Annotated in this window: 22 protein-coding genes, 1 pseudogene and 1 riboswitch; of the genes and pseudogenes, 20 read left to right on the plus strand and 3 right to left on the minus strand. The window is 40.3% G+C overall.

Annotated elements, in window-relative coordinates; genetic code table 11:
* The first annotated feature begins 215 nt into the window (after positions 1–215).
* From cobW to V7K46_RS06660, 17 genes are all read left to right on the plus strand, one after another.
* Positions 216–1,271, plus strand: a complete 1,056-nt coding sequence (cobW, locus tag V7K46_RS06585) for a cobalamin biosynthesis protein CobW (RefSeq protein WP_335111782.1) — start codon at positions 216–218, stop codon at positions 1,269–1,271.
* The gene (locus V7K46_RS06590) at positions 1,258–1,722 is read left to right on the plus strand and encodes a hypothetical protein (protein WP_335111783.1); all 465 of its coding nucleotides are present in this window, start codon (positions 1,258–1,260) and stop codon (positions 1,720–1,722) included. The genes cobW and V7K46_RS06590 overlap by 14 nt, the downstream gene beginning before the upstream one ends.
* 134 nt (positions 1,723–1,856) lie before the next feature.
* Positions 1,857–2,312, plus strand: coding sequence for a hypothetical protein (locus V7K46_RS06595; RefSeq protein ID WP_335111784.1), 456 nt, complete (start codon positions 1,857–1,859; stop codon positions 2,310–2,312).
* Between the two features lie 727 nt (positions 2,313–3,039).
* Positions 3,040–4,455, plus strand: coding sequence for a serine hydrolase (locus V7K46_RS06600; protein ID WP_335111785.1), 1,416 nt, complete (start codon positions 3,040–3,042; stop codon positions 4,453–4,455).
* A gap of 242 nt (positions 4,456–4,697) precedes the next feature.
* Positions 4,698–4,841, plus strand: a riboswitch (cobalamin riboswitch).
* 303 nt (positions 4,842–5,144) lie between these two features.
* A complete protein-coding gene (locus tag V7K46_RS06605) occupies positions 5,145–5,537 on the plus strand; it encodes a DUF1636 domain-containing protein (RefSeq protein WP_335111786.1) in 393 nt (130 codons plus the stop codon).
* A gap of 92 nt (positions 5,538–5,629) precedes the next feature.
* Positions 5,630–6,070, plus strand: coding sequence for a hypothetical protein (locus tag V7K46_RS06610; RefSeq protein WP_335111787.1), 441 nt, complete (start codon positions 5,630–5,632; stop codon positions 6,068–6,070).
* A gap of 24 nt (positions 6,071–6,094) precedes the next feature.
* Positions 6,095–6,355 (plus strand): hypothetical protein, encoded by a 261-nt coding sequence (locus V7K46_RS31960; RefSeq protein WP_442939808.1) that lies wholly within the window; start codon positions 6,095–6,097, stop codon positions 6,353–6,355.
* A gap of 64 nt (positions 6,356–6,419) precedes the next feature.
* Entirely contained in the window at positions 6,420–8,249 is a 1,830-nt protein-coding gene (locus tag V7K46_RS06615; RefSeq protein WP_442939809.1) for a TonB-dependent receptor, read from the plus strand.
* 20 nt (positions 8,250–8,269) lie between these two features.
* Complete coding sequence (locus V7K46_RS06620) at positions 8,270–9,142, plus strand: (2Fe-2S) ferredoxin domain-containing protein (protein ID WP_335111788.1); 873 nt, start codon at positions 8,270–8,272, stop codon at positions 9,140–9,142.
* A gap of 108 nt (positions 9,143–9,250) precedes the next feature.
* Complete coding sequence (locus tag V7K46_RS06625) at positions 9,251–10,468, plus strand: ABC transporter substrate-binding protein (protein ID WP_335111789.1); 1,218 nt, start codon at positions 9,251–9,253, stop codon at positions 10,466–10,468.
* A gap of 2 nt (positions 10,469–10,470) precedes the next feature.
* On the plus strand, positions 10,471–11,562 hold the full coding sequence (locus V7K46_RS06630; protein ID WP_335111790.1) for an iron ABC transporter permease: 1,092 nt from the start codon (positions 10,471–10,473) through the stop codon (positions 11,560–11,562).
* Positions 11,559–12,572 carry an ABC transporter ATP-binding protein gene (locus V7K46_RS06635; RefSeq protein ID WP_335111791.1) on the plus strand — a complete coding sequence of 338 codons (1,014 nt, stop codon included), beginning with the start codon at positions 11,559–11,561 and terminating at the stop codon, positions 12,570–12,572. Before V7K46_RS06630 ends, V7K46_RS06635 begins: the two co-directional genes overlap by 4 nt.
* A gap of 1,015 nt (positions 12,573–13,587) precedes the next feature.
* On the plus strand, positions 13,588–13,908 hold the full coding sequence (locus V7K46_RS06640) for an RNA recognition motif domain-containing protein (protein WP_273762368.1): 321 nt from the start codon (positions 13,588–13,590) through the stop codon (positions 13,906–13,908).
* Positions 13,909–14,020: 112 nt separating this feature from the next.
* Positions 14,021–14,209 (plus strand): 30S ribosomal protein S21, encoded by a 189-nt coding sequence (gene rpsU, locus V7K46_RS06645; RefSeq protein ID WP_012407716.1) that lies wholly within the window; start codon positions 14,021–14,023, stop codon positions 14,207–14,209.
* Between the two features lie 123 nt (positions 14,210–14,332).
* Positions 14,333–16,087 (plus strand): serine/threonine protein kinase, encoded by a 1,755-nt coding sequence (locus tag V7K46_RS06650; RefSeq protein ID WP_335111792.1) that lies wholly within the window; start codon positions 14,333–14,335, stop codon positions 16,085–16,087.
* Between the two features lie 576 nt (positions 16,088–16,663).
* Positions 16,664–17,227, plus strand: coding sequence for a pentapeptide repeat-containing protein (locus tag V7K46_RS06655; RefSeq protein WP_335111793.1), 564 nt, complete (start codon positions 16,664–16,666; stop codon positions 17,225–17,227).
* Between the two features lie 557 nt (positions 17,228–17,784).
* A complete protein-coding gene (locus V7K46_RS06660; RefSeq protein ID WP_335111794.1) occupies positions 17,785–18,969 on the plus strand; it encodes a M20 family metallopeptidase in 1,185 nt (394 codons plus the stop codon).
* Positions 18,970–19,050: 81 nt separating this feature from the next.
* On the opposite strand, the pseudogene V7K46_RS06665 reads toward V7K46_RS06660, so the two are convergent.
* Positions 19,051–19,488, minus strand: a pseudogene (locus V7K46_RS06665) (hemerythrin domain-containing protein); the annotation flags it as partial.
* 162 nt (positions 19,489–19,650) lie between these two features.
* Positions 19,651–20,907: a serine/threonine protein kinase gene (locus V7K46_RS06670; protein ID WP_335111795.1), complete on the minus strand. Its 1,257-nt coding sequence runs from the start codon at positions 20,905–20,907 to the stop codon at positions 19,651–19,653.
* A 444-nt stretch (positions 20,908–21,351) separates the two neighbouring features.
* Here V7K46_RS06670 and typA point away from each other — a divergent pair, with 444 nt between their 5' ends.
* The 3 genes from typA to V7K46_RS06685 all read left to right on the plus strand — a co-directional run bounded on the left by typA (position 21,352) and on the right by V7K46_RS06685 (position 24,471).
* Positions 21,352–23,142: a translational GTPase TypA gene (typA, locus tag V7K46_RS06675; RefSeq protein WP_273762357.1), complete on the plus strand. Its 1,791-nt coding sequence runs from the start codon at positions 21,352–21,354 to the stop codon at positions 23,140–23,142.
* A gap of 168 nt (positions 23,143–23,310) precedes the next feature.
* Complete coding sequence (locus V7K46_RS06680) at positions 23,311–24,138, plus strand: hypothetical protein (RefSeq protein WP_335111796.1); 828 nt, start codon at positions 23,311–23,313, stop codon at positions 24,136–24,138.
* A gap of 162 nt (positions 24,139–24,300) precedes the next feature.
* A complete protein-coding gene (locus V7K46_RS06685) occupies positions 24,301–24,471 on the plus strand; it encodes a hypothetical protein (protein WP_335111797.1) in 171 nt (56 codons plus the stop codon).
* A 93-nt stretch (positions 24,472–24,564) separates the two neighbouring features.
* On the opposite strand, the gene V7K46_RS06690 is transcribed toward V7K46_RS06685, so the two are convergent.
* On the minus strand, positions 24,565–25,008 hold the full coding sequence (locus tag V7K46_RS06690; protein WP_335111798.1) for a DUF29 domain-containing protein: 444 nt from the start codon (positions 25,006–25,008) through the stop codon (positions 24,565–24,567).
* Between the last annotated feature and the right edge of the window lie 52 nt (positions 25,009–25,060).

Genomic DNA, 25,060 nt, shown 5'->3' on the forward strand with positions numbered 1-25,060 from the left:
GCGATCGCTCGCACTAATTCTCTTTGGCGTAACTATTCACGAAAAAGATGGATACGCTTATTTATTTAGCTAATGTTCACGCCGAATAAATTCAATTACCTTCCACATCACCTGCAAATTAGTAGAGAGGGAAAATTCCACGTCTCTACAGCATGATATCTGCGGTTGAAACTTCTTTCTTGTGATTGCAAAATTAATCAACAAACAACATTTATATGCACAAAATTCCCGTCACAGTCATTACAGGATTTCTAGGCGCAGGTAAAACGACACTAATTCGCCATTTACTCCAAAATAATCAGGGGCGACGCATTGCTGTTTTGGTGAATGAATTTGGAGAAATCGGAATTGATGGCGAACTTTTGCGTGATTGCCGAGTTTGTGATGATGAAGAAGATTCCAACAGTAACATTGTTGAACTCACCAATGGTTGTCTGTGCTGCACGGTGCAAGAGGAATTCTTGCCAGCGATGCAAGAATTACTGAAGCGACGCGATCGCCTTGACTGTATGTTGATTGAAACCTCTGGACTAGCACTCCCAAAACCATTGGTGCAAGCATTTCGCTGGCCAGAGATTCGCACAGGGGCTACAGTGGACGGCGTAATCACTGTGGTGGACTGTGAAGCGTTGGCAACTAATCAATATGTAGGCGATTTAGCAGCTCTCTTAGCACAGCGACAAGCCGACTCTAGCATAGAACACGAAACACCGATTGAAGAACTATTTGAAGATCAGCTGGCTTGTGCTGATTTAGTGTTGTTGACAAAGAGCGATCGCGTTGATTCCCAAACGCAAGTTAGAGTACAGGATTGGCTCAAGCAGAGTTTATCTCCTGGTGTAAAAGTCATTCCTTGCCAAGACGGTGAAATCAGTAGCAATTTGTTACTCGGTTTCAACGCTGCGGTAGAAGATAACTTAGATAGTCGTCCCAGTCACCACGACAACGAAGCCGAACACGAACATGATGAAGGGATTAATGCAGTGCAATTACTGCTAGACCAAGCATTTGAGCCGGCTGTCTTGATTAAACGCTTGCAAACATTGGTACAACAACAAGAAATTTATCGAATTAAGGGATTCGTGGCAGTTCCGAATAAAGCCATGCGTATGGTATTACAGGGTGTTGGTAATCGATTTGACTACTTTTATGACCGGACTTGGCAACCCCATGAACCCCGTCAAACAAGATTAGTGTTGATTGGACGGGAGCTTGAGCAGGTTCGCATTGAGTCATTGGTGTTGGGGGAGGAAGTGAATGCGACCTTCTAAGAGTGTCTGGGAAGGAAATTTTGGTTACTGGCAAAACAGCTTTATCCATAACAATCTGCTGGTAATCGGTTACACAGGATGGAAGGGATTTCAGTCATTTGGGCGGGGAGTTGTTATTTGTGATGTGGATACTCAAGTTACTCACCCGACAATTACAAGTCTTGATACAGTTCCCTTCACCCTCCAATTTCTCCCCTCCGATCTGATTAGGTTTTACTTGCGTTCGTTTCCAGATTGTGGAGCTATATCGCAATCAATCTGCTCATCCATGATTTCATCAATTTTCCCAGCGATCGCAACATACAATCCCCATCAAGATATTCTTCTGGTGCTAAAAGCTGAACCTCAAATTGAGGTTAATTTCTTACACCAATTAAAAATTACTCCACCCGATTGCTACGAACAAGTTTGCAAGCGTTGGTCAGAGTTTAATCCAACCCTAATGCCCTAAAACTTACTTTATTTGTCAATGCTCAAGCCAAAATCAAGCAATATTCCGAAACCTACTCGCTACCAAAATGCAGCGATAGATTATTACATGGGACTTACAAATTCCTGGCAGTTATCAAAAGGAGTTTAATCAAGATGACCCCAGAAATAAATACCCAAGATTGGCAACAAGCTTTTCTCGCCACCAATATATTAGCAATTGGTTACAACGCTTGGATCGGTTATTTAGGAGGAGAGCGTGGTGTTATAATTTGCAGTACCAACTCTCCGCATTTAGGTATGGCTGGCGAAACATTTAAAGCGCATTTTATCCCGCGTAAAAATCTCGCAGCTTTCTTAAATGCTTGGTTAGCAGCACCCGATACCGTACTGTTGCAAAGACACTTCATAAATGCTCATATTCTCGAAGCTGTAGATAAGTATAATCCGCAAACTGATGTTATCTTTTTGTTGGAATATGGTCATCAAGCTGAGTTTTTCTATTTAACTAATTTACCAATTACACCACCGCAATGTTATCAAACTGTGTGCAAAGAATGGGCAGAATTTCAACCTCAGCATACCCTCTCAATAGGAACAAAAACACAATGAGACTCATCGAAAATAAAAAATCAGCTTTCCGGTTTTATCGCTTTGTCCCAATTGCGATGTATAAAGCTTTAATAGCAAAGTTAAAAACTCCAAGACCATAGTCTTAAAAACTTCAAAACTATTTATTCAAAAAGTGGGTAATTAAATTTTATTTATCCACCATATATTACAGTTTTTTTGATTAATGAATATCTTTAATCTACTGTAAAAATAATTAAGAAATTCTCATAATTAATAGTATATATATTGATATTTATTTAGAAAACAATTCAAATTAAATTTGAATGCTAAAAATAGACTGACATTGAGAATGAAGAATCTTATGGTTTGCAGTCCAATCGCATGGAGGCTTCTATAGTAATTTGTGAAAACTTTGTCCAGCCGTTTTTTAACAGGTGTAAATTAAATTATACTGACTTTCATCAAATCGAATCTATATTTACAGCATCAGTATTTATTTATCATCCAAAACTCTTGACATTAGATATTTTCTTGCTTATGATTTTCAATCAGTTCTGGTTTCATTCACTTTCCAACAAATCTCTGTAAGAGGACGTTTGAAATTCCCATAATGTATAGTTTTGCTGTTAATACTTTGGTTGGTTAGGGCGGAAAATTGATTGAGGTTATAGGCATTTACTGAGATGCTTCACTGTGCTAAGTATGAAAGCAAAAGACCTTTTCAAATATTTTCTAAAAAAATTCAATATTCTCCTCGCTATACTGTATGAAATTACGCTGGTTATTGTTGAGCTTAATTAGTATTTTGCTACTATCCTCTCCTGCAAAAGCAACTCGATTAGAATCCTGGCACTTTGACCCCACTCAAAATCAGCTTGACCTAACCACTGACTCAGGTATTCAACCTAGAGTTTATTTAATTAATAACCCCAAAAGGCTTGTCATTGATTTATCGGGAACTATTTTGGACTATCCTGCAACCAAACAAAACTTTGGTTCAGCAATTCGAGAAATTCGGATAGGACAGCTTGACCCCCAGACGACCAGACTCGTAATTGAATTAGCACCCGGTTACACTGTCTTTCCGCAAAGTGTAATAGTTAAGGGAGATTCTCCCTCTCATTGGGTGATCAAATTATCATCAATTGAAAAAGAAAAAATGCCTGCGACGGGAATTTTGGAATGGGGAATACAAACTGGGGAACAATCCTCTCAAATACCAATCTCTATTACCCCTAATTTCCAGAAAAAATCTCAACTTCTCTTATTCCAACGCCAAGCGCCTTTACAAAATATTCCAGGTATTAATCAGCCCAGTCCACCAGATATACTCACTAAACCAGTCAATGCTTCTATGTTTGCTGGGGTAGTTGCTTTAGGTCAGGAACTACCAGAACTAAAATCTCAAATTAATGCCTTGATGGCTCGCTACAGTTTTCTCAAGCCGGGGATGTTTTTTGTGGATTTAGAGACGGGTAATTATTTGGATATTAGTGGCGACAGAGTATTTCCCGCCGCGAGTACGATTAAGTTCCCAATTCTGATTGCTTTATTTGAGAAAATAGACGCTGGCAAAGTTAAGCTAAATGACACCTTGGTAATGCGGCGAGACTTGGTTGCAAGTGGCTCTGGAGACTTGCAGTATCAACGTGTGGGAACCAAGTTGACTGTACTGCAAACCATAAACAAAATGATTACTATCAGCGACAATACAGCCACAAACATGATTATTGACCGTTTGGGTGGTAAAGCTATATTGAATCAGCGGTTTCGCAGTTGGGGACTGAAAAATACTGTAATTCGTCATTTGTTGGGAGACTTCAAAGGAACTAATACGACTAGTCCCGCCGATTTAGTGCAATTGTCAGCATTAATTCAGTATCACAAGTTAATTTCAGATGCGAGTCGCTCCCAGGCTTTAGACATCTTAAGTCATTGCCATAACAAAAAGTTGCTAGCTGCTGGTTTGGGTTCGGGAGCGCTAATTGCTCATAAAACAGGGGATATAGGGTTTGTCATTGGGGACGCAGGTATTGTTGAGATGCCCAATGGCAAGCGTTACTTAGCAGGCATTTTTGTGAGAAGACCTTACAATGACATCAGAGGTAGGGATTTTGTTCGTCAAGTTTCCCAATTGGTATATACATACCTTGAGCAACCAAAATTAACTCAGTTACCTTAAGGAATCTGGATTAAACTGTAGCCTTCACAAAGGATGTTATCAACGTAACACACCCGACAAAAGTTGGTTTTTATTAAATCCACAATGTCTGCAAAGTCCCCTGTACTGAAGTTAGGGGATTTCTTTTATGGGTGTTAATGGTAGCACCAGTATATATTCCATATTGCGTGAGTGATATCGATAATTGGAATATTTCTCAAAATTGTTCACAACTAAATTTGCATCCAGACAGCAACTATGGTAATCTGACGTATAACTGTCGGTTCTGGTGGGGAGCAGCCACCAGAGGAAACGGGGAAAGTCCGGTGTAAATCCGGCGCTGTCCCGCAGCTGTAATGAGACTCATGTCTCAGAGTCAGAATGCCCGCCGAAGTTGGCTAATCAGTTCTACACGTCTGCGAGGCACAGATGAAAAAAAGTATAAATATTTCTTCCACTATTCAGTGTCATTTCTTTAAAGAGCCAGAGATTCGCTATAGATTACGGCTTCCTACAAGATTATAGACACTCGATTTAAGCTACAAATTACACCTCCTAGTTTTTCTCAGCCTCATCATCTGAGCGACTAGTTAATTATTGCTAATTATTAGCAATAGATATATTGCGGCAGTCAGCGACGCTAGACTTCAGCTTTGACAACGCTGAATGATATCTGCGATTCAGATTTATTCCTACACACTTCAAAATTAATGCTTGACAAACAACATACTTTATTTGTTTGCACAACCTGCGCCAGCGTGTGGCAAAACGGTAAACAAGTTGGTATCAGTGGAGGCGAACAACTTCTACAGCGGCTTCAGGAACTCTCACAAGGTTGGGAATTACAAGAAAAATTCTCAATTCAGCCAGTTGAATGTATGAGTGCTTGTAACCGTTCTTGCGTCATTGCCTTTGTAGCAGAAGGAAAATCAACCTATCTTTTTGGAGATTTGCCAATTGATGGCTGTGCATCTGCTGTACTGAAATGTGCGAGTCAATACTATACCAAGTCTGATGGTTTATTGCCTTGGTCAGAACGACCTGAACCTTTGAAAAAGGGTATTTTAGCGAAGATTCCGCCACTAATAAGTGGGCAAAATTAAACATAAGTTGTTGTTAATTGATGACTGGATAAAATTTCCTAATTCCCAATCACTACTACCTAAATCATTAATCTTCAAAGGAACAGAAATCAATGCAGATTCAAACAGCAACATTAGGCTATCCTCGTATTGGTAAAAATCGGGAAGTTAAAAAAGCACTAGAAGCATTTTGGAGTGGCAAGCTAGAGGCAGAGTCATTATTACAAACCGTGCGACAAGTTGAGGAATCTAACTGGAAAACCCAATTGGAAGCCGGAATTGATCGCATTGGGATTGGAGACACAACTCTCTACGACCATGTACTTGACTGGATATTTCGTTTTGGGCTAATTCCTGAAAGATTCCAACAATTTAGTGGGTTAGAACGTTACTTTGCAATGGCGCGAGGTCGAGAAGGAATTCCAGCGTTGGAAATGACCAAGTGGTTTGATACTAACTATCACTATCTCGTCCCTGAAATTGCAGATGAAACATTATCAGTAGATTTCAGTGACTTTTTAGAACGTTTTGTTTTAATCTCGTCAAATTTTTAGTTATACGGGTTGCTTAGATCATAAATGTCTACTAATTTTGTTGTTAGTTGGAAAATTCAAGTTGTTGTGTCTAATTTGACTATCCTTTTGGGAATACTATGCGGTAATCACAACACCACAGCCACAGAAATTACATTAATATCAGAGTTTCCCCAACACGAAGGTACTGCAAAAGACCTACAACCAGTTGCAGAAGTTACACCTCAAAATACTCCAGTAGCAATAAAAAAAACCAGAAGGAATTGCTCAAAATCCTCCAGCATCCACAGAAGAACCCGATATTGAACTGACAGTCATCGACAAGCTATTGAATGAACCCGTTTACTCACCCTTTCGCCGCGAGGGGACAGTGAAAGATTCCACCCGTCCGGTTTATGTGATTACCGGTGAAGAAATGGAAGCGCAAGGTGCTAAAACTGTCAGAGAAGCGCTAAAATTTCTTCCTGGTATCTTGCCTGATGGTACAGTTGGCACAGAAGTAAACGCCTTAAGCGGTCAATTTATCCGAGGTTCTAACTCTGCACAAGTCTTGATTTTGCTTGATGGTAGACCGATTAACGATTTAGATTCCGGTGGTTTTGACCTTTCAGAATTTACTACCAATATTGTTGAAAGAGTGGAAGTATTACCAGGTGGTGGTTCTACCCTTTATGGTTCTGATGCGATTGGGGGAGTGATTAACATTATCACTCGGCGTCCCACAGAAAAAGTGACAACACAAGCGGGAGTCATCCTTGGCGCGTATGGACTAAATCAGCAGACTATCAACAGTAGCGGCAGAGTAGGGAATATTTCTTGGGTTGTAGGTTACAACCGTACCGAAGCCGAAAATAATTATCCTTTTTCCATCCCAGAAGCCAACTTTGAGGGAACCAGGAAAAATAATGACACTCTCTACAATAACTTTAATGTCAAGTTAGAGGCGAATTTAGGTTCTCGCAACACCCTAACCCTTTCAACCCTATATTTAGGTAAAGACCAAGGAGTACCAGGAGGAGTACCGATTCCTGAACCATTATATGGTCAAGGTTATTTTAACTCGTTGACGGATAGCGATCGCAAGTACACAGACCAAGTTCTCACCGATTTAATCTGGAACTCAAAATTAGGAAGTGGGAATGATTCGCTGCTAACAGCCAGAGTTTATGCAGATTTCCTCAACACTCGCTTTGATAGTCGCAATTCATCCCAAGCACGATATGATAATAGGCAAGCTTCTTACGGATTGCAAGCACAACACAATTGGAAATTTGCTAATAATCAAACCCTAGTTTATGGCTTTGATTATCGCAATGTATCAGCTACTAATAATACATTCGATTTTTCTGTTGATACAAAAACAGTCACTTACGACGATAGTATTAGTCAAGGGGCGCTATTTGCTAGATATGAAATTAACTTTACTCCTGGTTTCACTGCCAACTTAGGTTTACGCCAGGATTTTAGCAGCTTGACAAATGGTTCATTTACATCACCGAGTGTCGGGACAAAATTTGCGCTTACCAACTCTACCACCGTGAGAGCTAATTATATCAAGAATTTTCGCGCACCGAATCTTTTTAGCTTATATGCAAATGGTGGTAGTTACGTTGGTAATCCTAATCTTCGTCCAGAAAAAGGCGATAGTTATGATATCGGAATTGACCAGAAAATAGGCAATTTTGGTCTGTTACGCTTGACCTATTTCAACAACACAATATCAGATTTAATCGCCTATAACTTTGCTGTTCCTGTAGCTACTTATGAAAATATTGGTAAAGTTCGTACTACAGGAATCGAAGCAGTTTTAAATTTGCAGATAACGAAGAATATCTATGCCTTTGTTAGTTATACAGCAAATGATCCGCGGATTTTAAAAAGTACAAACTCAGCCGAAGTTGATAAAGAATTACGGTTCGCCAGTGCAGATAGTTTAAATGCAGGACTTTCTTACGAAACTCGTCAAGGTTTATATGCGGGAATACTAATGCATTCTTTGGGTGCGTATCCAATAAACAATACCAATACAGAATCTTTATCTGGGTACACTACTTTTGATTGGAAAATGCGGGTTACTCTTAGTGATACATTAGTGTTAACAGGCAGTGTAGATAATATATTTAACCAGAGATACCAATTATTCCCTGGTTTTCCTGATGGGGGTAGAGTTTTTCAAGTTGGTTTGAGTTCAATATTCTGATGCAATAAGGAGAATATCTCATGGCTGAATTCAATTATTGGGTAACACCATTAAATCAAGTTGTGACTAAGGCTTTATCTACACAAGGGTCTATTGAATATGAATATTTTGATTATGGAAGTGATGTTTTGTCATCGCTACTTTACACTTTATTTCAGCAAAATTGGCAGCAGGTAGGGGTAGGGCATATTGTTCAAGGAGGTGTATTAGAATTAGAATTTAATACTCCACCCAAAATTTGTATCCTCTATGATGGATATCTCACAGTAGTTACTGAAAGCTGGCATTTGCACCTATGTATTGAGGCTAATTTAGGTGGCCCTCATTGTAAGACCCCTTTGGAATTAAGGCAACAACGTCAAGTAAGTCGCGCTGCATTTTATCGACGATTTAATGCAGAAGGTATCCCTAGAAGTTGGGGAATTGATTTTTGGAATGGTGCAGATGAAAACCTCATGACTATTTTCTTGCCAAATCCATATGTAGAAGGTGAAAATTTATTACCAGAAGGTAAGCCTAACTTATCAAAGTTGGCTCTTTATGAGGAACTACGAGATATCTATGTATTGGGAAACAAACCTATACCATTTACCAAAAATCCCCTAAAACATTCTTATATTTCCGTTTGCACTTCAACTCGCTGTCTTCCTTCCCGCAAATGGCAACCTACATTTGATGCCTTAAAATCAGCGGTGGAAAAAGCAGGTGTGGAAGTGGAAGTGAGAACATCTGGCTGTTTGGAAGTTTGCCAACTAGGGCCAGTTGTATTTTATTCAGACGATAGGACTTGGTACACTCGTGTTAACCAGAATGCTGCTGAAATTATTGTTAATGAACATTTAGTAAAAGGTAACAAAGTTACTGAATACCGCTATCCACCAGATTCCGTCTAATTTCTCCTTTTTTTTAATTTTACGCAAAGATGTAAAGTACTTTTTATTTATCTCATCCTCTTTTACTCTAACGCTTTGCGTGAGAAAAATAGTATTTTTATGAAACTCATGAAATTGGTAAAAACACCTCAAGCAAAAGCCATATTTTTTTTATACCAATTACTTTTAATAGCAATTTTAATAATTGCCTGCAATAGTACAGCAATTAACATATCTCCTAATACCAATAATAACGCCTGTATTCAAAAATATGACTTCAAAACTGATTATTTTCCTAATAAAATCAAGATTACCCATGCAACAGGCTTGGCAGTAGAATATCATAAACACTACAAAGTCGTCACTATCAAAAATCCTTGGCAGAATGCCAAGACAGATTTTCAATATGTTCTAGTTCAATGTGGAACTCCTACGCCACAAGGATTTAATCAAACACAGGTAATTACAGTACCAGTAAATTCTATAGTCTCTCTTTCTACTACTCATTTACCCCACTTAGCAAAGTTAGGAGTAGTTGATAAATTGATTGGCGTTAGTAATAGTAAGCAAATAAATACTCCTGATGTGGTAGAAAGAATCAAAGCTGGGAAAGTATCACAAATAGGTAATAATGACAATGTGGATATAGAGAAATTATTAGAATTAAATCCTGACTTGGTAACAACTTATGGTAGTGGAAATTCCCAAACTGATAGCTATGCCAAACTCACAGAGGCGGGTTTAAAAGTGGGGATAAATGCGGAATATATGGAAGACACACCATTGGGAAGAAGTGAATGGCTGAAATTTACGGCTTTGTTTTTTAATAAAGAAGAGAAAGCAGAAAAAATCTTTAATGAAATTGCCAATAAATATGAACAAGTAGCTCAAAAAGCCAAATCTGTAAAAAATCGTCCGACTGTATTTCTCGGATTTAACTTTAAAGGAACTTGGTATACACCTGGGGGCAAAAGTTACGTAGCAAAATATCTGGCTGACGCAGGAGCAAACTACCTCTGGAGTGATGATAAATCATCTGGTAGTTTACCTCTATCTTTTGAAGTTGTTTTAGAACGTGCGGCTAATGCTGATTACTGGTTAAATTTTCGTCAATCTTGGAATACTTTAAAAGATTTAGTTGCTGAAGATAATCGTTATGCTGATTTTAAGGCTGCGAAACAGGGAAATCTTTATAATAATAATGCCCGTGTCAATGAAAGTGGAGGTAATGATTACTGGGAAGATGGTATTAGCAACCCAGATGTCGTTTTATCTGACTTGATTAAGATACTGCATCCAGATATATTACCTAATCATCAACTATTTTATTACCGCAAACTTATTTAATAATGTTAAGGGAAAAATCTAGATTTAAAATCCCCCTACTAAACCAAAAACCTCTGGCTCTAAAAATTATTATTTTCTCAAGTTTGCTGATAGGTTTAATATTTGCTTTTTTATTGGACTTAGCTTTAGGTTCAGTTGATATTCCTATTAATGAAGTAGTCAAAAGTTTACTCGGACAAGAACCAGAAAAAGCAACATGGGCTAATATTATTCTCAAATTTCGTTTACCTAAAGCTTTAACTGCAACTTTAGCAGGTGCAGCTTTAGGTGTGAGTGGCTTGCAAATGCAAACTTTATTTAAAAATCCCTTAGCAGGACCTTTTGTATTAGGAATTAGTTCTGGTGCAAGTTTAGGTGTAGCGTTAGTTGTGCTGACAGCAAGTGCTACGGGTACACCAACATTATTAGCAAATTTGGGGTATTTAGGCGATTTTGGTTTAGTCATAGCTGCAAGTCTCGGTGCAGCATCAGTTTTAGGAATGATGTTAGTTGTTTCTCGCCGAGTGCAAGATACGATGACGTTACTGATTTTAGGTTTATTGTTTGGCTACGCTACAAGTGCAATAGTAAGTATTTTGTTGCAGTTTAGCTCAAAGGAACAGATTCAAAGTTATATAATGTGGACTTTTGGAAGTTTTGCTGGGGTGACTTGGAAACAGTTAGTTGTTTTAATTCCAGTGATCTTTTTAAGCTTATTGGGAGCAGTGCTGCAATCAAAATCTTTGAATGCACTTTTACTTGGGGAATCTTATGCACGTAGTCTAGGTTTAACGGTGCAAAAAACCAGATTTTATATTATTACTAGTGCATCTATATTAGCAGGTGGAATTACTGCTTTTTGTGGGCCTATAGCATTTTTAGGTGTGGCAATTCCGCATCTGTGTCGTAGTCTGTTCAATACTTCCGACCATCGAATATTAATCCCTAGTGTAATAATCATGGGTGCAATATTAGCCCTAATTGCAGATTTGTTTTCCCAAGTTTGGGTAAGTCAGATGGTTTTACCTTTAAATGCTGTCACCGCTTTAATTGGAACTCCTGTTGTCACTTGGGTAATTCTGCGGCGTAATTCCCAAAAATCTTTTCCCTCATGAATGATGCGATTTTAACAACTCACAACCTGACTATTGGTTACAAGACATCCCGAAAAACTGTTCGGAGTGTTGCGTCTGATATTTCTCTATCTCTCTTAACTGGGGAACTGGTTTGTTTACTTGGCCCCAATGGTGCGGGTAAATCTACATTACTGCGATCGCTCGCCGGAATGCAACCACCCATAGCAGGCCAAGTGCGACTCTTGGGAGAAAACATATATCATTTAAAACCACAAGAATTAGCAAAACGTCTGAGTTTGGTACTCACTGAGAAAGTTGATGTGGGAATGCTATCAGCCTACACCTTGGTGAGTTTGGGGCGATATCCTTACACTGACTGGTGGGGAAATTTGACACCCCAAGATGAAGCTATAGTACATTGGGCAATTAAATCTGTAGGAGCAGTACACTTAGCACAACGCCAAGTTAGCGAATTAAGCGATGGTGAACGTCAAAAAATTATGATTGCACGTGCTTTGGCTCAATCACCTATTGTTATGTTACTTGATGAGCCAACAGCATTTCTCGATTTACCGCGACGGGTAGAAATTATGCAATTGTTGCGCCAGTTAGTACGGGAAACTAATCAAGCAATTCTCCTTTCTACCCATGATTTAGATTTAGCTTTGCGGATTGCAGATAAAGTTTGGCTATTATCAACTAATGGCCTTTTACACGTTGGTGCACCGGAAGATTTGGTATTGAATGGTGCATTTGCTGATACTTTCCGTAGTGAAGGTGTAGAGTTTGATGTTGCTTCTGGTGAATTTCATCTCCATACATCTTACAAAGGAGAAATTAATTTGATCGGCGAGGGGATTGCATCTGTGTGGACTATTCGTGCTTTAAAACGTGCAGGCTTCCAAGTTAATCAAAATAAAAATAGCTTACCAATTTCAGTAGAAGTGATAGCAAAATCTAAACAAGTTTTATGGAAAATCACACACAGTCAGAGTGTGTATACTCATCATTCGTTGTATGAAATGATTAAATTTTTGGATTGTTTATAGAAATGCTGTCCGATAAACGTTATCAAAATTTGCACTAGTGGATGGCTATAAAAGGAAGTAGCAATAGTAAATGCAAAAATAAGTTTATGTTATAATGGGAATAATTGTAGTTGATTAGTTATTGCTTGCTAAGAAAGCGTTGCCATGTTTATAGATTACTTTTAGACAAGTTTTAATTTTGTTTTGGAATCTGTTCTCAAAGTTAACCCAAATCATACCGGACTTGATTACCTGGAATCACCAGACTTATACTTTCCCACGCGGGAATCTCTGGGCAGTGTGCTTTTGGCTAAGGGTGATTATAGAGAGTTTAAAAAAGTATCCAAATTATGGGCGTTCTCTATTTGGCTTGCAGGCACTAGGCAAACATGAGTTCGCTCAAGTTGTCAAAGGCTAATTGGAAACGGCTTGGAAAAGTGATGATAAGCAGACATACCCAAAAATGTCATAAAAAAATTAAAAATCATCGTTTGCGTAACCGCGGCTATAAGAGAAGTTCAACCCTTAGCCTCTCACGCCACTTGCTGCCCAACTTTTGGACGATGCTCCTTCGCGCTGGGAGAAGACCGCAGTTGCTTTCATAGCGGGTTATCCAAAGAAGTACAAGCCGACATAGCCTTTATTTGTTGCCTGACTTTGCCTTTCATATTAAAATTTGGGAGTAATGCTTCATGGTTAATGCAGTCAAACGTTCAATTCGGATATTCAAAGATGCGCCCCTCCATGTCTGATTTCCTTTATCACCCTACAGAATTTATCTTCTTGCATTTCCAAACCTTTTTTGCAATGGGCTGTACTTAGGGTAGGTGGGGGGAGGCGATCGCGTAAGTGCGATCGCATCACCGGTTAACTATCTACTGGATGCAGAGAGTTGTCTCCTATGTCATCCTAGATTTAGGAGAGTTAATTCGGTGATGTCTTTGGTTTTAGTATTGAAGGGCTTTTTCCTTTTAGTATTTACAGACTTCTCAGAGAAATTAAAATCTCTACACAGTGATGATTTTGGAGAGAATCGATGTCAATTTATGTAGGTAACCTCTCTTATGACGTTACACAAGAGGATTTAAGTGGTATTTTTGCAGAATATGGTACTGTAAAGCGGGTTCAAGTACCTACTGACCGTGAAACTGGTCGTCCACGAGGCTTTGCTTTTGTGGAAATGGGAACTGAAGCCGAAGAAACAGCTGCCATTGAAGCTCTAGACGGTGCTGAGTGGATGGGTCGTGACCTGAAAGTGAATAAGGCTAAACCTAAAGAAGACAGAGGTGATAGAGGTTCGTTTGGTGGTAACCGAGGAGGATACGGCGGTGGCGGTGGCGGACGCTCCCGCTACTAACCTTGGAAAAAAAATTTACCAACACTCTTAAGGTCAGACAAGGAGTCTGTCTTTTTTTTGTACTGCTACTGCCTGCATAGCTATTGATGAAGTCAACTTAGTAGGAGAAATAATGACCCAAGTAATTGTAGGTGACAATGAACACATTGAGTCAGCCTTACGACGATTTAAGCGAGAAGTTTCCAAGGCTGGAATTTTTCCAGACATGAGAAAGCATCGTCATTTTGAAACGCCCTTAGAAAAACGCAAGCGCAAAGAAGTTGCCAAGCACAGGCAGAGTAAGAGAAGTTTTCGTAATTAAGGACTGACATACATATAAACGAATGCCCTCATAGATTTTATGAGGGTTTTCCTTTTGCCTATTTTAAAATCAGGAAACCTAAAGAAACGCTAAAATCAAGTCAGCCTTTGTATTGTAGCGGTTGTGTCCCACATCACTCAGAGTGCGGTTCACTGCATAAATCCTGATTGTCAACGTCCTTATCCTCAGCCTTGGGGAAACAAATTTTGTAACAGCTGTGGCGCACCGCTAGAGTTGTTAGACCGCTATGTTCCACTTCAGCCTTTAGGGTCGGGAGGATTTGCTCAAATTTACACCGTTTGGGATGAAAAAACTCAAACCGAAAAAGTGCTGAAAGTGTTGGTAGAAGATTCACCAAAGGCACTGGAATTATTTACCCAAGAGGCGGCAGTTTTATCTAGCTTGCAGCATCCAGGCGTCCCCAGAGTTGATGCAGATGGGTATTTTCACGTAAAATTGTTTAATCCCAAACCACACCAACTGCCTTGTCTGGTAATGGAAAAAATCAATGGGCGGACTTTAGAGGAGATATTAAAAAAGTTTCCCCAAGGGTGTCCAGAGGATTTGGTTTTAAACTGGTTCGCCCAAGCTGTACAGATTTTACAGGAATTACATAAACGTCAGATTATTCACCGCGATATCAAACCTTCTAATTTAATGTTGGATTCGCCATCTGTAACCCCGCTTCAAGGGCAAATAGAGGGCGATCGCGTGGTACTAATTGATTTTGGAGGGGCAAAACAGTTTAGCGCCTCTAAACTACGTTCTCACTCTAGTTCCACCCGATTATTTTCTTCGGGCTACAGTCCACCAGAACAAGTTACTGGAGGTATTGTCGGGCCAAGTGCTGATTTTTATGCCCTCGGTCGAACGGTGATTGAACTACTAACAGGCAAATACCCGTTAGAGTTGGAAGATCAGCAAACGGGGAAATTGCGCTGGCGAACTGCGGTAAATGTCAACCCGCAACTAGCTTCTTTGCTTGATGAAATGGTGCAGGAGGATGTGCGATCGCGTCCAGCAAATGCAGCTATGATTCAAAAACGGTTGGCGAAGATTTCTCGACCATTACCGCCGTCAGGGTTATTTTTCCAACTACGGGATAACGTTAAGCAAGCCTCAACGCAAGCTTCCCAGAGATTTAGACTACTAACACAAGCTATTAAACAAGCTTTAGCTAACTTTAGCCAAGCTGTAACTAAAACCGTTATTTTTATCGCTCAGGCAATCATTAAAACTTTTCAAGCTTGTTTAGCGACGATTTGGGCGATGATCCTGACTAGTATCGGCGCTTGTTTTGGTGCGATCGCTGGTTTTATTTTGGCATATCACACCAGCTTGGGTCGTCAGGTTGTGGAATTGATTTTAAGTCAGCTAAACCAATTAGTGCCAAATACTCAACCCGTCTTCGGGGCAGATATTTTGGTGTTCGTCGCCGCAGGCTGGGGAACCGCATGGGGACTAACAGTATCTGGGTGTTTTGGTCAACGGCGGCGCTTTTTAGTGGCGTCGCTGATGGGCATGATTAGCTATGGCTTCGGCTGGTTGATTTTGCAATTAATCACACCAAAAGACAGCGGCGAGGGCTTAGTGGCAGTAATTTTGGTGGCAGTTTGCCTACTCACCTTGAGTTTAGGTCTTCGCAGCCATCACATAGTGTACGCTGTGTTCGCTGCCTTTGGCAGTGCGATCGCCTATGCAGTTTTGATTCTTTTGAGGTTAGCACCTCCGATCTTCCAATTTTCTAGTCAACCAGCCTGGTCAGAGTTATACTTACCTTTGACTTTTTTTGGTTCTGTGGGCTTCTTGATCAGCTTCTGGTTAGGAGTGAGTTACTACCTAATTGTGCCTGGATTGCGCTTTTTAGGTTGGCGGTGAATAAGGCAGGGGCACAGGGGCAGGGGAGGATGAGGGAGATGAGGGAAATGAGGGAGAAATAATCAATGCCCAATGCCCAATGCCCAATGCCCAATGCCCAATACCCCATGCCCAATACCTAAAAACAAGATCCCCCTAGTCGTATTTTTCATCGAGCTAGGGGGATCACATAAGTGGTAGTCTATAAAAGGTTCGGTATAGTTGCTTACGATTCGATTCTATAATCTATATTTCAGTTTGAGTAGTCTTACCATCAGAATTTATACTATTTTCACAGCTTCTTAATCAATGCTTCACCTCATGCCCAATACCTAAAAACAAGATCCCCCTAGTCGCATTTTTCATCGAGCTAGGGGGATCACATAAGTGGTAGTCTATAAAAGGTTCGGTATAGTTGCTTACGATTCGATTCTATAATCTATATTTCAGTTTGAGTAGTCTTACCATCAGAATTTATACTATTTTCACAGCTTCTTAATCAATGCTTCATCCCTGTTGTTCTTTTGGGAAGCATATTATTAAGTATGACAGTATGCAATGTGCGTAAATTGTCATTTTTGTAAATATCTGTAAAATATGAAACTTAAAATTGTTGCTACCGTCGTCCTGTTAGCTTGTTTTGGGTTTGCAGAGCAGGCCCTTGCCTTAAGTCAGCTAGACTTGGATCAGTTGAAGGCAACAAGTGCCTGTCCCCGGTGTAATTTGAGTGGTGCTGACCTAACTCGACTGAATCTAACTGGAGCAAATTTGCGAGGGGCTGACTTGAGCAGCGCTACATTATCTCAAGTTAATCTCACGAATGCCGATCTCACCGGTGCAAATTTAGAAGGTGCGATTCTGAATTCAGCGAATCTCAGTGGTGCTTCCTTAACAGGAGCAAATTTGAAATCAGCATCCTTGGAAAACGCCGATCTGTCTTATGCCGGTTTGATCAGCGCCAATTTGGAAGCAGCAAACTTAAAAGATACCAAATTGCAGTTTACTAATTTTCGGGGGGCTAACTTCCGACTAACAACTCTAGCTAATGGTGTTGTCACCTCCGACAAGCCCTATGGCTGGTCGTTAGAGCGTCAAAATCCTAGAGAATGTAACGAGTTCCGACCCGAAAATACTCGAGGCACAACCTGCTATTCAAAATAACTGGCAATAAGGGATTGGGGAGCCACTGCGTTGTCCAGGTTCCCCGGCTTGTACTCCTACGGGGATCTTGCTAGCAAGAGCGTCTCCCTTGGGAGAAGCAAGTGGCGTCATTAGAGAGTTAGGAGTTAGGAATAGGACTTACGCCCAAGAGATCCGCCAATCTCCTTAAAAAGTTGGCTCTTTGGTTCCCTGCTTTTAAGCTACTGTGTACACACAAGTTATCTGATTACTTAAAAGTCCTTTAAAACCTCACCCTGTCCTGACTTTAATCCCTCTGCTTACCAAGGAGAGGGATAGGTTTTACGTAGCAAAAGCAGGGTGAGGTTTGATTGGGCTATTCGATAAACCATAATTTGCGTCGAGAGAGACTTGTGTGTACACAGTAGTCTTTTTGAGGGGGGATCAAGGTTTCAGGTTTTCACTGCCTAAGTCATGAGTAATTATTCCTCCCCTCTGCCCCTTTGCTTCATCCTTCACTTATGGTTGTATGGCAAAAAGCATTTTGTTTGTTAACATTTCTTTATCATGGGAAAAAAGCCTATAGATTAATTAAATCGATGCTTACCCGTATTAAAGACTTAGCAGCAGAACTAGCGCCTCGCTTAATTGAAATTCGCCGCCACATCCACTCTCACCCAGAACTCAGCGGTCAGGAGTACCAAACAGCAGCCTATGTAGCTGGTGTTTTGTCTTCCAGTGGTCTGCATGTACAAGAGGGAGTTGGCAAAACGGGCGTCATTGGAGAACTGCAAGGCACTAGCCAAAATGACCGTTTATTGGCAATTCGTACCGATATGGATGCCTTGCCAATTCAAGAGGGCACCAATTTGGAATATGCCTCTGGCGCAGAGGGTATTATGCACGCTTGTGGTCATGATGTCCACACCACAGTCGGATTAGGAACAGCGATGGTGCTGTCTCAAGTTGCAGAGGAGTTGGGTGGTAAAGTGCGGTTCTTATTTCAGCCAGCCGAGGAAATTGCTCAAGGGGCAAACTGGATGATGAAAGATGGGGCGATGGAAAACGTCTCGGCTGTATTAGGGGTTCATGTTTTCCCTTCTATACCCGCAGGATCTATTGGTGTGCGTTACGGAGCATTGACAGCCGCCTCTGATAATTTAGAGATTCTGATTATGGGAGAATCTGGGCACGGGGCGCGTCCCCATGAGGCGATTGATGCAATTTGGATTGCTTGCCAAGTGATTACTGCACTGCAACAAGCTATCAGCCGGACACAAAATGCCTTGCGTCCTGTAGTATTGAGCATAGGGAAGATTAATGGTGGCAAAGCGCCGAATGTAATTGCGGATAAAGTGCAGTTATTAGGAACCGTGCGATCGCTCCATCCCGAAACCCGTGCCGATCTCCCGAACTGGATTGAAAACATTGTATCTAATATCTGCCATACTTACGGGGCAAAGTATGAAGTCAATTATCACCAGGGTGTACCCAGCGTCCAAAATGATTACACCCTGACACAATTGTTGCAATCAGCCGCCGAAGAAGCTTGGAGTAGCGATCGCGTCCAAGTTTTACTCGAACCCTCCCTTGGATCTGAAGATTTTTCTATGTATTTGGAACACGCCCCCGGTTCGATGTTTCGCTTGGGTGTAGGCTACAAAGAAAGAATCATTAACCACCCATTACACCATCCCCAATTTGAAGTTGATGAATCTGCTATTATTACCGGGGTTGTGACTATGGCCTATACGGCTTATAAATACTGTCAGCAAAATTTTTAAACAAAAACTCCCAGTAGATCAGCACTGGGAGTTTTTGTTTAACTAACCTTTTTTAGCGGATATAGAAAGCTCGAAAGCATCCTACACATTCGCTTCATTTACAACACCTAGCTTTTGTTGAATTCGGGTCTTAGCAGCTTTGAATTCAGTAGCCAGTTGCTCGCTTTGCTCAGTGTTCAAGTTGTTGCGAATAGCAGCAAACATTGTGCTTTCTTCTTGACGAATATGGTCGCCAACAGCTTCCATAAGCTGTCTAACTTGATCTTTGAATTCAGATGAAGAAGGGCTGATAGCCTTAATTTGATCTAACACCCGCTTCATCTGAGCTTGTTCGTCATACAATTCTTGGGTGTTATCTTGACCGTAGAAAGGACGTACTTTTGGATATACTACTTCCTCTTCAGCTTCAGCGTGAGCAGTTAAATCCTTATAAATTTGACCGAAGTACTCTTGGCTCTTCTGTGGATTGTCGCTTTGCAGGAGTTCGGTAAATAGGGTATTTACCTTGCCATTTTGCAGGAGTTAGCGTAATTTAAAGTTAAAAAACTTTGATTCTCTGGCGTTAATTAATTTAGAATGATGTCTTGATTTTTGCCATAGCTATTAAAGCTTATATAGCATTTAGTAAAATATTTTTAACTGTCAGACCTGAGTTGATTAGTGCTAAAACTAGTATTATTTTTACTGGCTCTTATCCATCATTTCCTTTGCTAAAGGATGATAGCCATTGTTATTCAAAAATCCCAAAGGTGACTCTTTAACCTGATAGCTAATGGCTTTACCAGTTGTCACCAACCTAGCGAAGTGTTCGCAATTCCATCCGAGAATACCATAGTGCCAGTCTTTAAAGAGTTGATAAGCAATGAGGCATCTATCGAGAACTTCTTTCCTATCCAATAATTTTACTGATTTTGCTACATGAGCCTTTTTGGGAATAGGGAACACAGCAAACCCATTTCCGCCAAAGTTAAAAGCGTGAGTATCAGAGATAGTTACGTGATAGTGTAATGCCGGATCGTTACGATGCTCTCTATGATGAATAAGTAATCCGGCATTGGAACTACTATAGTCAACATGAGCATTGAATTCACTGATAATCTTGTCCATCGGTGGAGGACTTTTAATGTCTTCACCGCTTATTAGTGATAACCATTCTTTTACTGACTGAGGCCGTTCCTCTGGTTTGATATTCATTCCTTTGAGAATTATCTGGTTCACTTTGTCGCTGATACTAGAATTAATCTTTTTTGGTTCTTCCAATGGCGTACCAATAGCTCTTAATGGCGCAAGTGTTGGTATTTCCCCAGTTAGCACAGAATATAGTGTTGCTGCTAAAGCATAAATGTCAGTGTAAGCACCCCGTTTTGCTCTTTTGTCATATTGTTCAATTGGAGCAAAACCATCAGATAAAACTTGTGTATGAGTTTGAGTTAGATTCGGGGTAAATTCCCTGGCAATGCCAAAATCAATTAACACAGCCTTAGAATTACCAGAACGCAACATAATATTTTGCGGTTTCAGATCCCGATGCAATAAACCGTTATTGTGAACTACGATCAGTGCTTCACCAATCTGCTGAATGTAGCATAATGCTTCCTTTTCTGCCAAAACGCCTTGATTCTCAATTCGACTGGCTAAATCTTCCCCAGAAATGTATTCCATCACCATGCACCACAGGGGATTCTCATAGATTACTTCATCAATTTTCACAATATGAGGATGACTACATTTAGCTAGTTTTATCGCCTCATTCAAAAAATCTTGCTGAAACTTAGTAAAATCGGGGCGACGTTGCACCTTATCATTCAACGTTTTAATCACAAAATAACGCCCCAGATCATCTCTGGCGAGGTACGTAATACCAAAGCCACCTTCACCTAATTCTTTTTCAATTGTGTATTTACCACTCTGCAATTGTTGTCCTAATACCCAAGCCATTATTCCAAAGTCCAAGACGCTGGTCTTAACTATGGCACAGGTCAGACTAATTTACGGAAGAAAACATATCTTAGAACTTTTTAGGACTTACGCAAAATATCTCTCAAACTCTGATTTCTCTGTGTCCTCTGCGCCTCTGTGGTTCGTTATTCCGTAGACTTGTACGTAAGTCCTAGTTTTAATCATACATTTACCCACTCTTCAACTACCTCAGTTAGACTTTCTAACAAGATGGCTAAATAATTCAACGCCAAGCACAGATTTAGCCAGCCTAACTTTCTGTCTGATGCCGCCTTGACAAACCTCATCGCAATTGTGACGATTACGCTAGAATTATTAAAGGTTCTTCACAGAGTTTTGCTAATCATACCTAATTCTGTTAAAAAATCCTAGCATTCAAATGTAAATCTCAAAACCCCCTCTAAAAGTTCACCAAAAGTTTCTATGACGCTCCCAATTCGCAACGTCGCCATTATCGCCCACGTTGACCACGGTAAAACTACCCTGGTTGACGCACTCCTCAAACAATCCGGCATTTTCCGCGAAGGCGAAGACGTTCCGGATTGCGTTATGGACTCCAACGCCCTAGAACGGGAACGGGGTATTACTATCCTCTCCAAAAATACGGCGGTTCGCTACAAAGAAACACTAATTAATATTGTTGATACTCCTGGACACGCTGACTTTGGTGGCGAAGTTGAACGAGTACTCGGCATGGTTGACGGATGTCTTCTGATTGTCGATGCCAACGAAGGCCCCATGCCCCAAACACGCTTTGTCCTTAAAAAAGCTTTAGAAAAAGGGCTGCGCCCCATCGTTGTGATCAACAAAATCGACCGTGGTCAAGCTGACCCCCACGTTGCTGTCGATAAAGTATTGGATCTGTTCTTGGAATTAGGGGCAGATGAAGACCAGTGTGATTTTACCTATCTGTTTGCCTCCGGTATGGCAGGTTTTGCTAAGGAAAGCTTGGAAGCAGAATCGGTAGATATGCAACCTCTTTTTAACGCAATTTTGCAACACGTTCCATCACCAGTAGGCGACAGCAATAAGCCTCTGCAATTGCAAGTCACAACCCTAGATTATTCTGAATATCTGGGACGGATTGTTATTGGCAGAATTCACAACGGTACTATCCGCTCAGGACAACAAGCAGCTTTAGTAACAGAAGATGGCACCATTGTCAAGGGCAAAATTAGCAAATTGATGGGCTTTGAAGGGTTGAAGCGCGTAGACCTGGAAGAAGCAACCGCAGGTTATATTGTCGCGGTGGCTGGTTTCGCTGATGCTTATATTGGGGAAACGATTACTGACCCCAATGAACCGCAAGCTTTACCACTAATTAAAGTGGATGAACCAACCTTGCAAATGACCTTCTGTGTGAATGATTCGCCCTTTGCTGGTCAAGAAGGCAAGTTGGTGACATCAAGACAAGTGCGCGATCGCCTATTCCGCGAACTTGAAACCAACGTTGCTTTGCGTGTCGAAGAAACCGATTCTCCGGATAAATTCCTCGTTTCCGGTCGGGGAGAACTTCACTTGGGTATCTTAATTGAAACCATGCGCCGCGAAGGCTTCGAGTTTCAGGTATCTCAACCACAGGTAATTTACCGCGAAGTCAACGGACAACCTTGCGAACCTTACGAACTGTTGGTGTTAGACATTCCTGTTGATGGTGTGGGTAGCTGTATTGAACGCCTGGGACAACGCAAAGGCGAAATGCAAGATATGCAACCAGGTAGTGGCGATCGCACCCAACTAGAGTTTGTGATACCCGCCCGTGGATTGATTGGTTTCCGGGGTGAATTCATGCGGATGACTCGTGGCGAAGGCATCATGAACCACAGCTTCTTAGACTACCGTCAACTCAGTGGCGACATTGAAGCCCGGAACAAAGGCGTTTTAATCTCATTTGAAGAGGGTGTTTCTACCTTCTACGCCATGAGAAACGCCGAAGATAGAGGAGCATTCTTTATTACTCCTGGCACCAGGGTTTACAGAGGCATGATTGTGGGAGAACACAATCGTCCCCAAGATTTGGAACTAAATATCTGTAAGACCAAGCAGTTAACCAATCACCGCGCTGCTGGTAGCGATGAATTAGTGCAACTGCAAGCACCGATAGACATGAGCCTAGAACGTGCTTTGGAATATATTGGCTCTGATGAATTGGTGGAAGTTACACCCCAATCGATTCGTCTGCGGAAGATGTCGAAGAAGTTAGCGAAACGTTAAGTAAAATTACTTAATTGATTTAGAAAGCCCGCAGATGTGGGCTTTTTATTTTGTTAGTTACAGCTGTCAATAGGATAAGCACATCGCTAAAATTGAGGGATTATTTGATTTGTCAATTACAAACTCTATCACTTATTGTTAATTTATCTAAGTAATTGAAAGGAAAGTATGGGAGTTGCTATTTGGGCTGCACTTCGTCAAATAGAGGCACTCCGTGAATCTGTTGCATTCACGTTGGAAGATGGAGCTATCCAAAGGTATAAGAAGCTAGACCTCGAAGGACTTGCTCAGTGGGTCAGTGAGCAAGGTGTTAATCCTGTAATTTTGACTTACAAGGATTTTGAAACAGACCAAGAAATAGGAGAGGAAAAGGTAAATCTTCTTATCTCAATGAAGGAATTTTTTAAGGATCGTTATCCTTATGCAGAAGCGGTGAAATACGAAACATGTTACATAAGATACGGTGGTTTTGATTTTGGAGTTCATCGTAGTGGCGTGGGGTGGCATAGTCTGCCAAATTTTGTCATTACCTCTGCTTTCGTTCGGTTATTAGGAGCCTCTGAGCAATTTGAGTTAGACGTTCTTAAATCTCTTCTACACCATAGACCTGCCGGAAAAGCTGAACTATTAGATCAGTGTGATGTAGTTACAGTAAGTCCTGACGTGTTAACAGAAGAACCTGATGAATCTGGCGCTTACTCCAAACCATCGATCTGGACGTGGATTAAGAAAGCAGCTGAGAATAACGTAGAACGGAAGACTATTTTCAAACGGGTTTATGGCATTGAAAGTACACCAGAGGAGTTTAATGGTTTAGCTAAATCTGCTATCAATAAGTATCGAAGTGAACTGTATGAAAAACGCAATGCCATTGCACATGGTCGTGCAAATGTTACAATGCTTCTCAGTGATTACTGTACTGCTGAGATTTTTGTTATTGAGACAATCCGAACAATGGGTCAACAGTGTATGGATAAGTTGAAAGTGAGCTTATGACTCAAGTTATCAACCCTGTTGCAATATGCGATCGCTTATTAGTGAGACGCAATCTAAAAATTTAAACTGATATGTTGCGATTCTTGGCGGACGATAATTTTAAAAATCAGATTTTTATTAAGGATTTCCTAACCAAACTATATCTAAATTAAAAATCTAATTATGAAAAATGTTGGGTTGACGCAAGGAAAAATTACAGTTCCAGAAAGCACGACTTTAGAGGAGTTCTTAAAACCTCCATACTCACTCACAGAGGAGGAAATCGATACATCTGATATTCCTCCTTTAACTAAGGAGTTTTTCAGTAATTGTGACATTGCGATCGCCAATTAGCAGTAGAGATTTACAGTGCGACGCCGAATAGCCCGTCGTAGACATCGCCTTTCGGTGCTTTCATTTCACAAAAATCAGATAAGACTGATATATTTAAGGTAAATAATTTTCATCTAATAATTGTACAAGAGTGTAAGGACACTTTTCTAGAAAAATAGTTAAATCGGTTTTAATTTTCATAAAATCAACCGCACTTTGATAAATATTCTCTAAATCATCCTGTAACTTGTTTATTAAATTCGTCGTTAAATGATTATTTAAGTCATATCTAAAAGTTTTAATTTCTCCAATCCAATGACGATAGTTTCTTTCATATTCCATCTGCCAATATTGCAGTAATAATATATGAATAATAATTTGTCTTAAAAGACTTTTGGCTTTAGCTAAATCTCTTTTACCCAAACTGATTAATTCCTCAATTAAGTTTTCTAAATCAAGTTGGTTAAACTGTTTTTGTTTTAATAATTCAATAGTTTTTTCTAACCATAAATTATCATCGGTTTCATAGAGTTGTTTTAAGTTGGTACTAATTGTCATATTTTTACCTTCTACCTAAATTCCATAATTTAATCATATACAATTATAAATT

It is taken from the genome of Nostoc sp. (genome assembly GCF_036917395.1).
Classification (GTDB): domain Bacteria; phylum Cyanobacteriota; class Cyanobacteriia; order Cyanobacteriales; family Nostocaceae; genus Nostoc.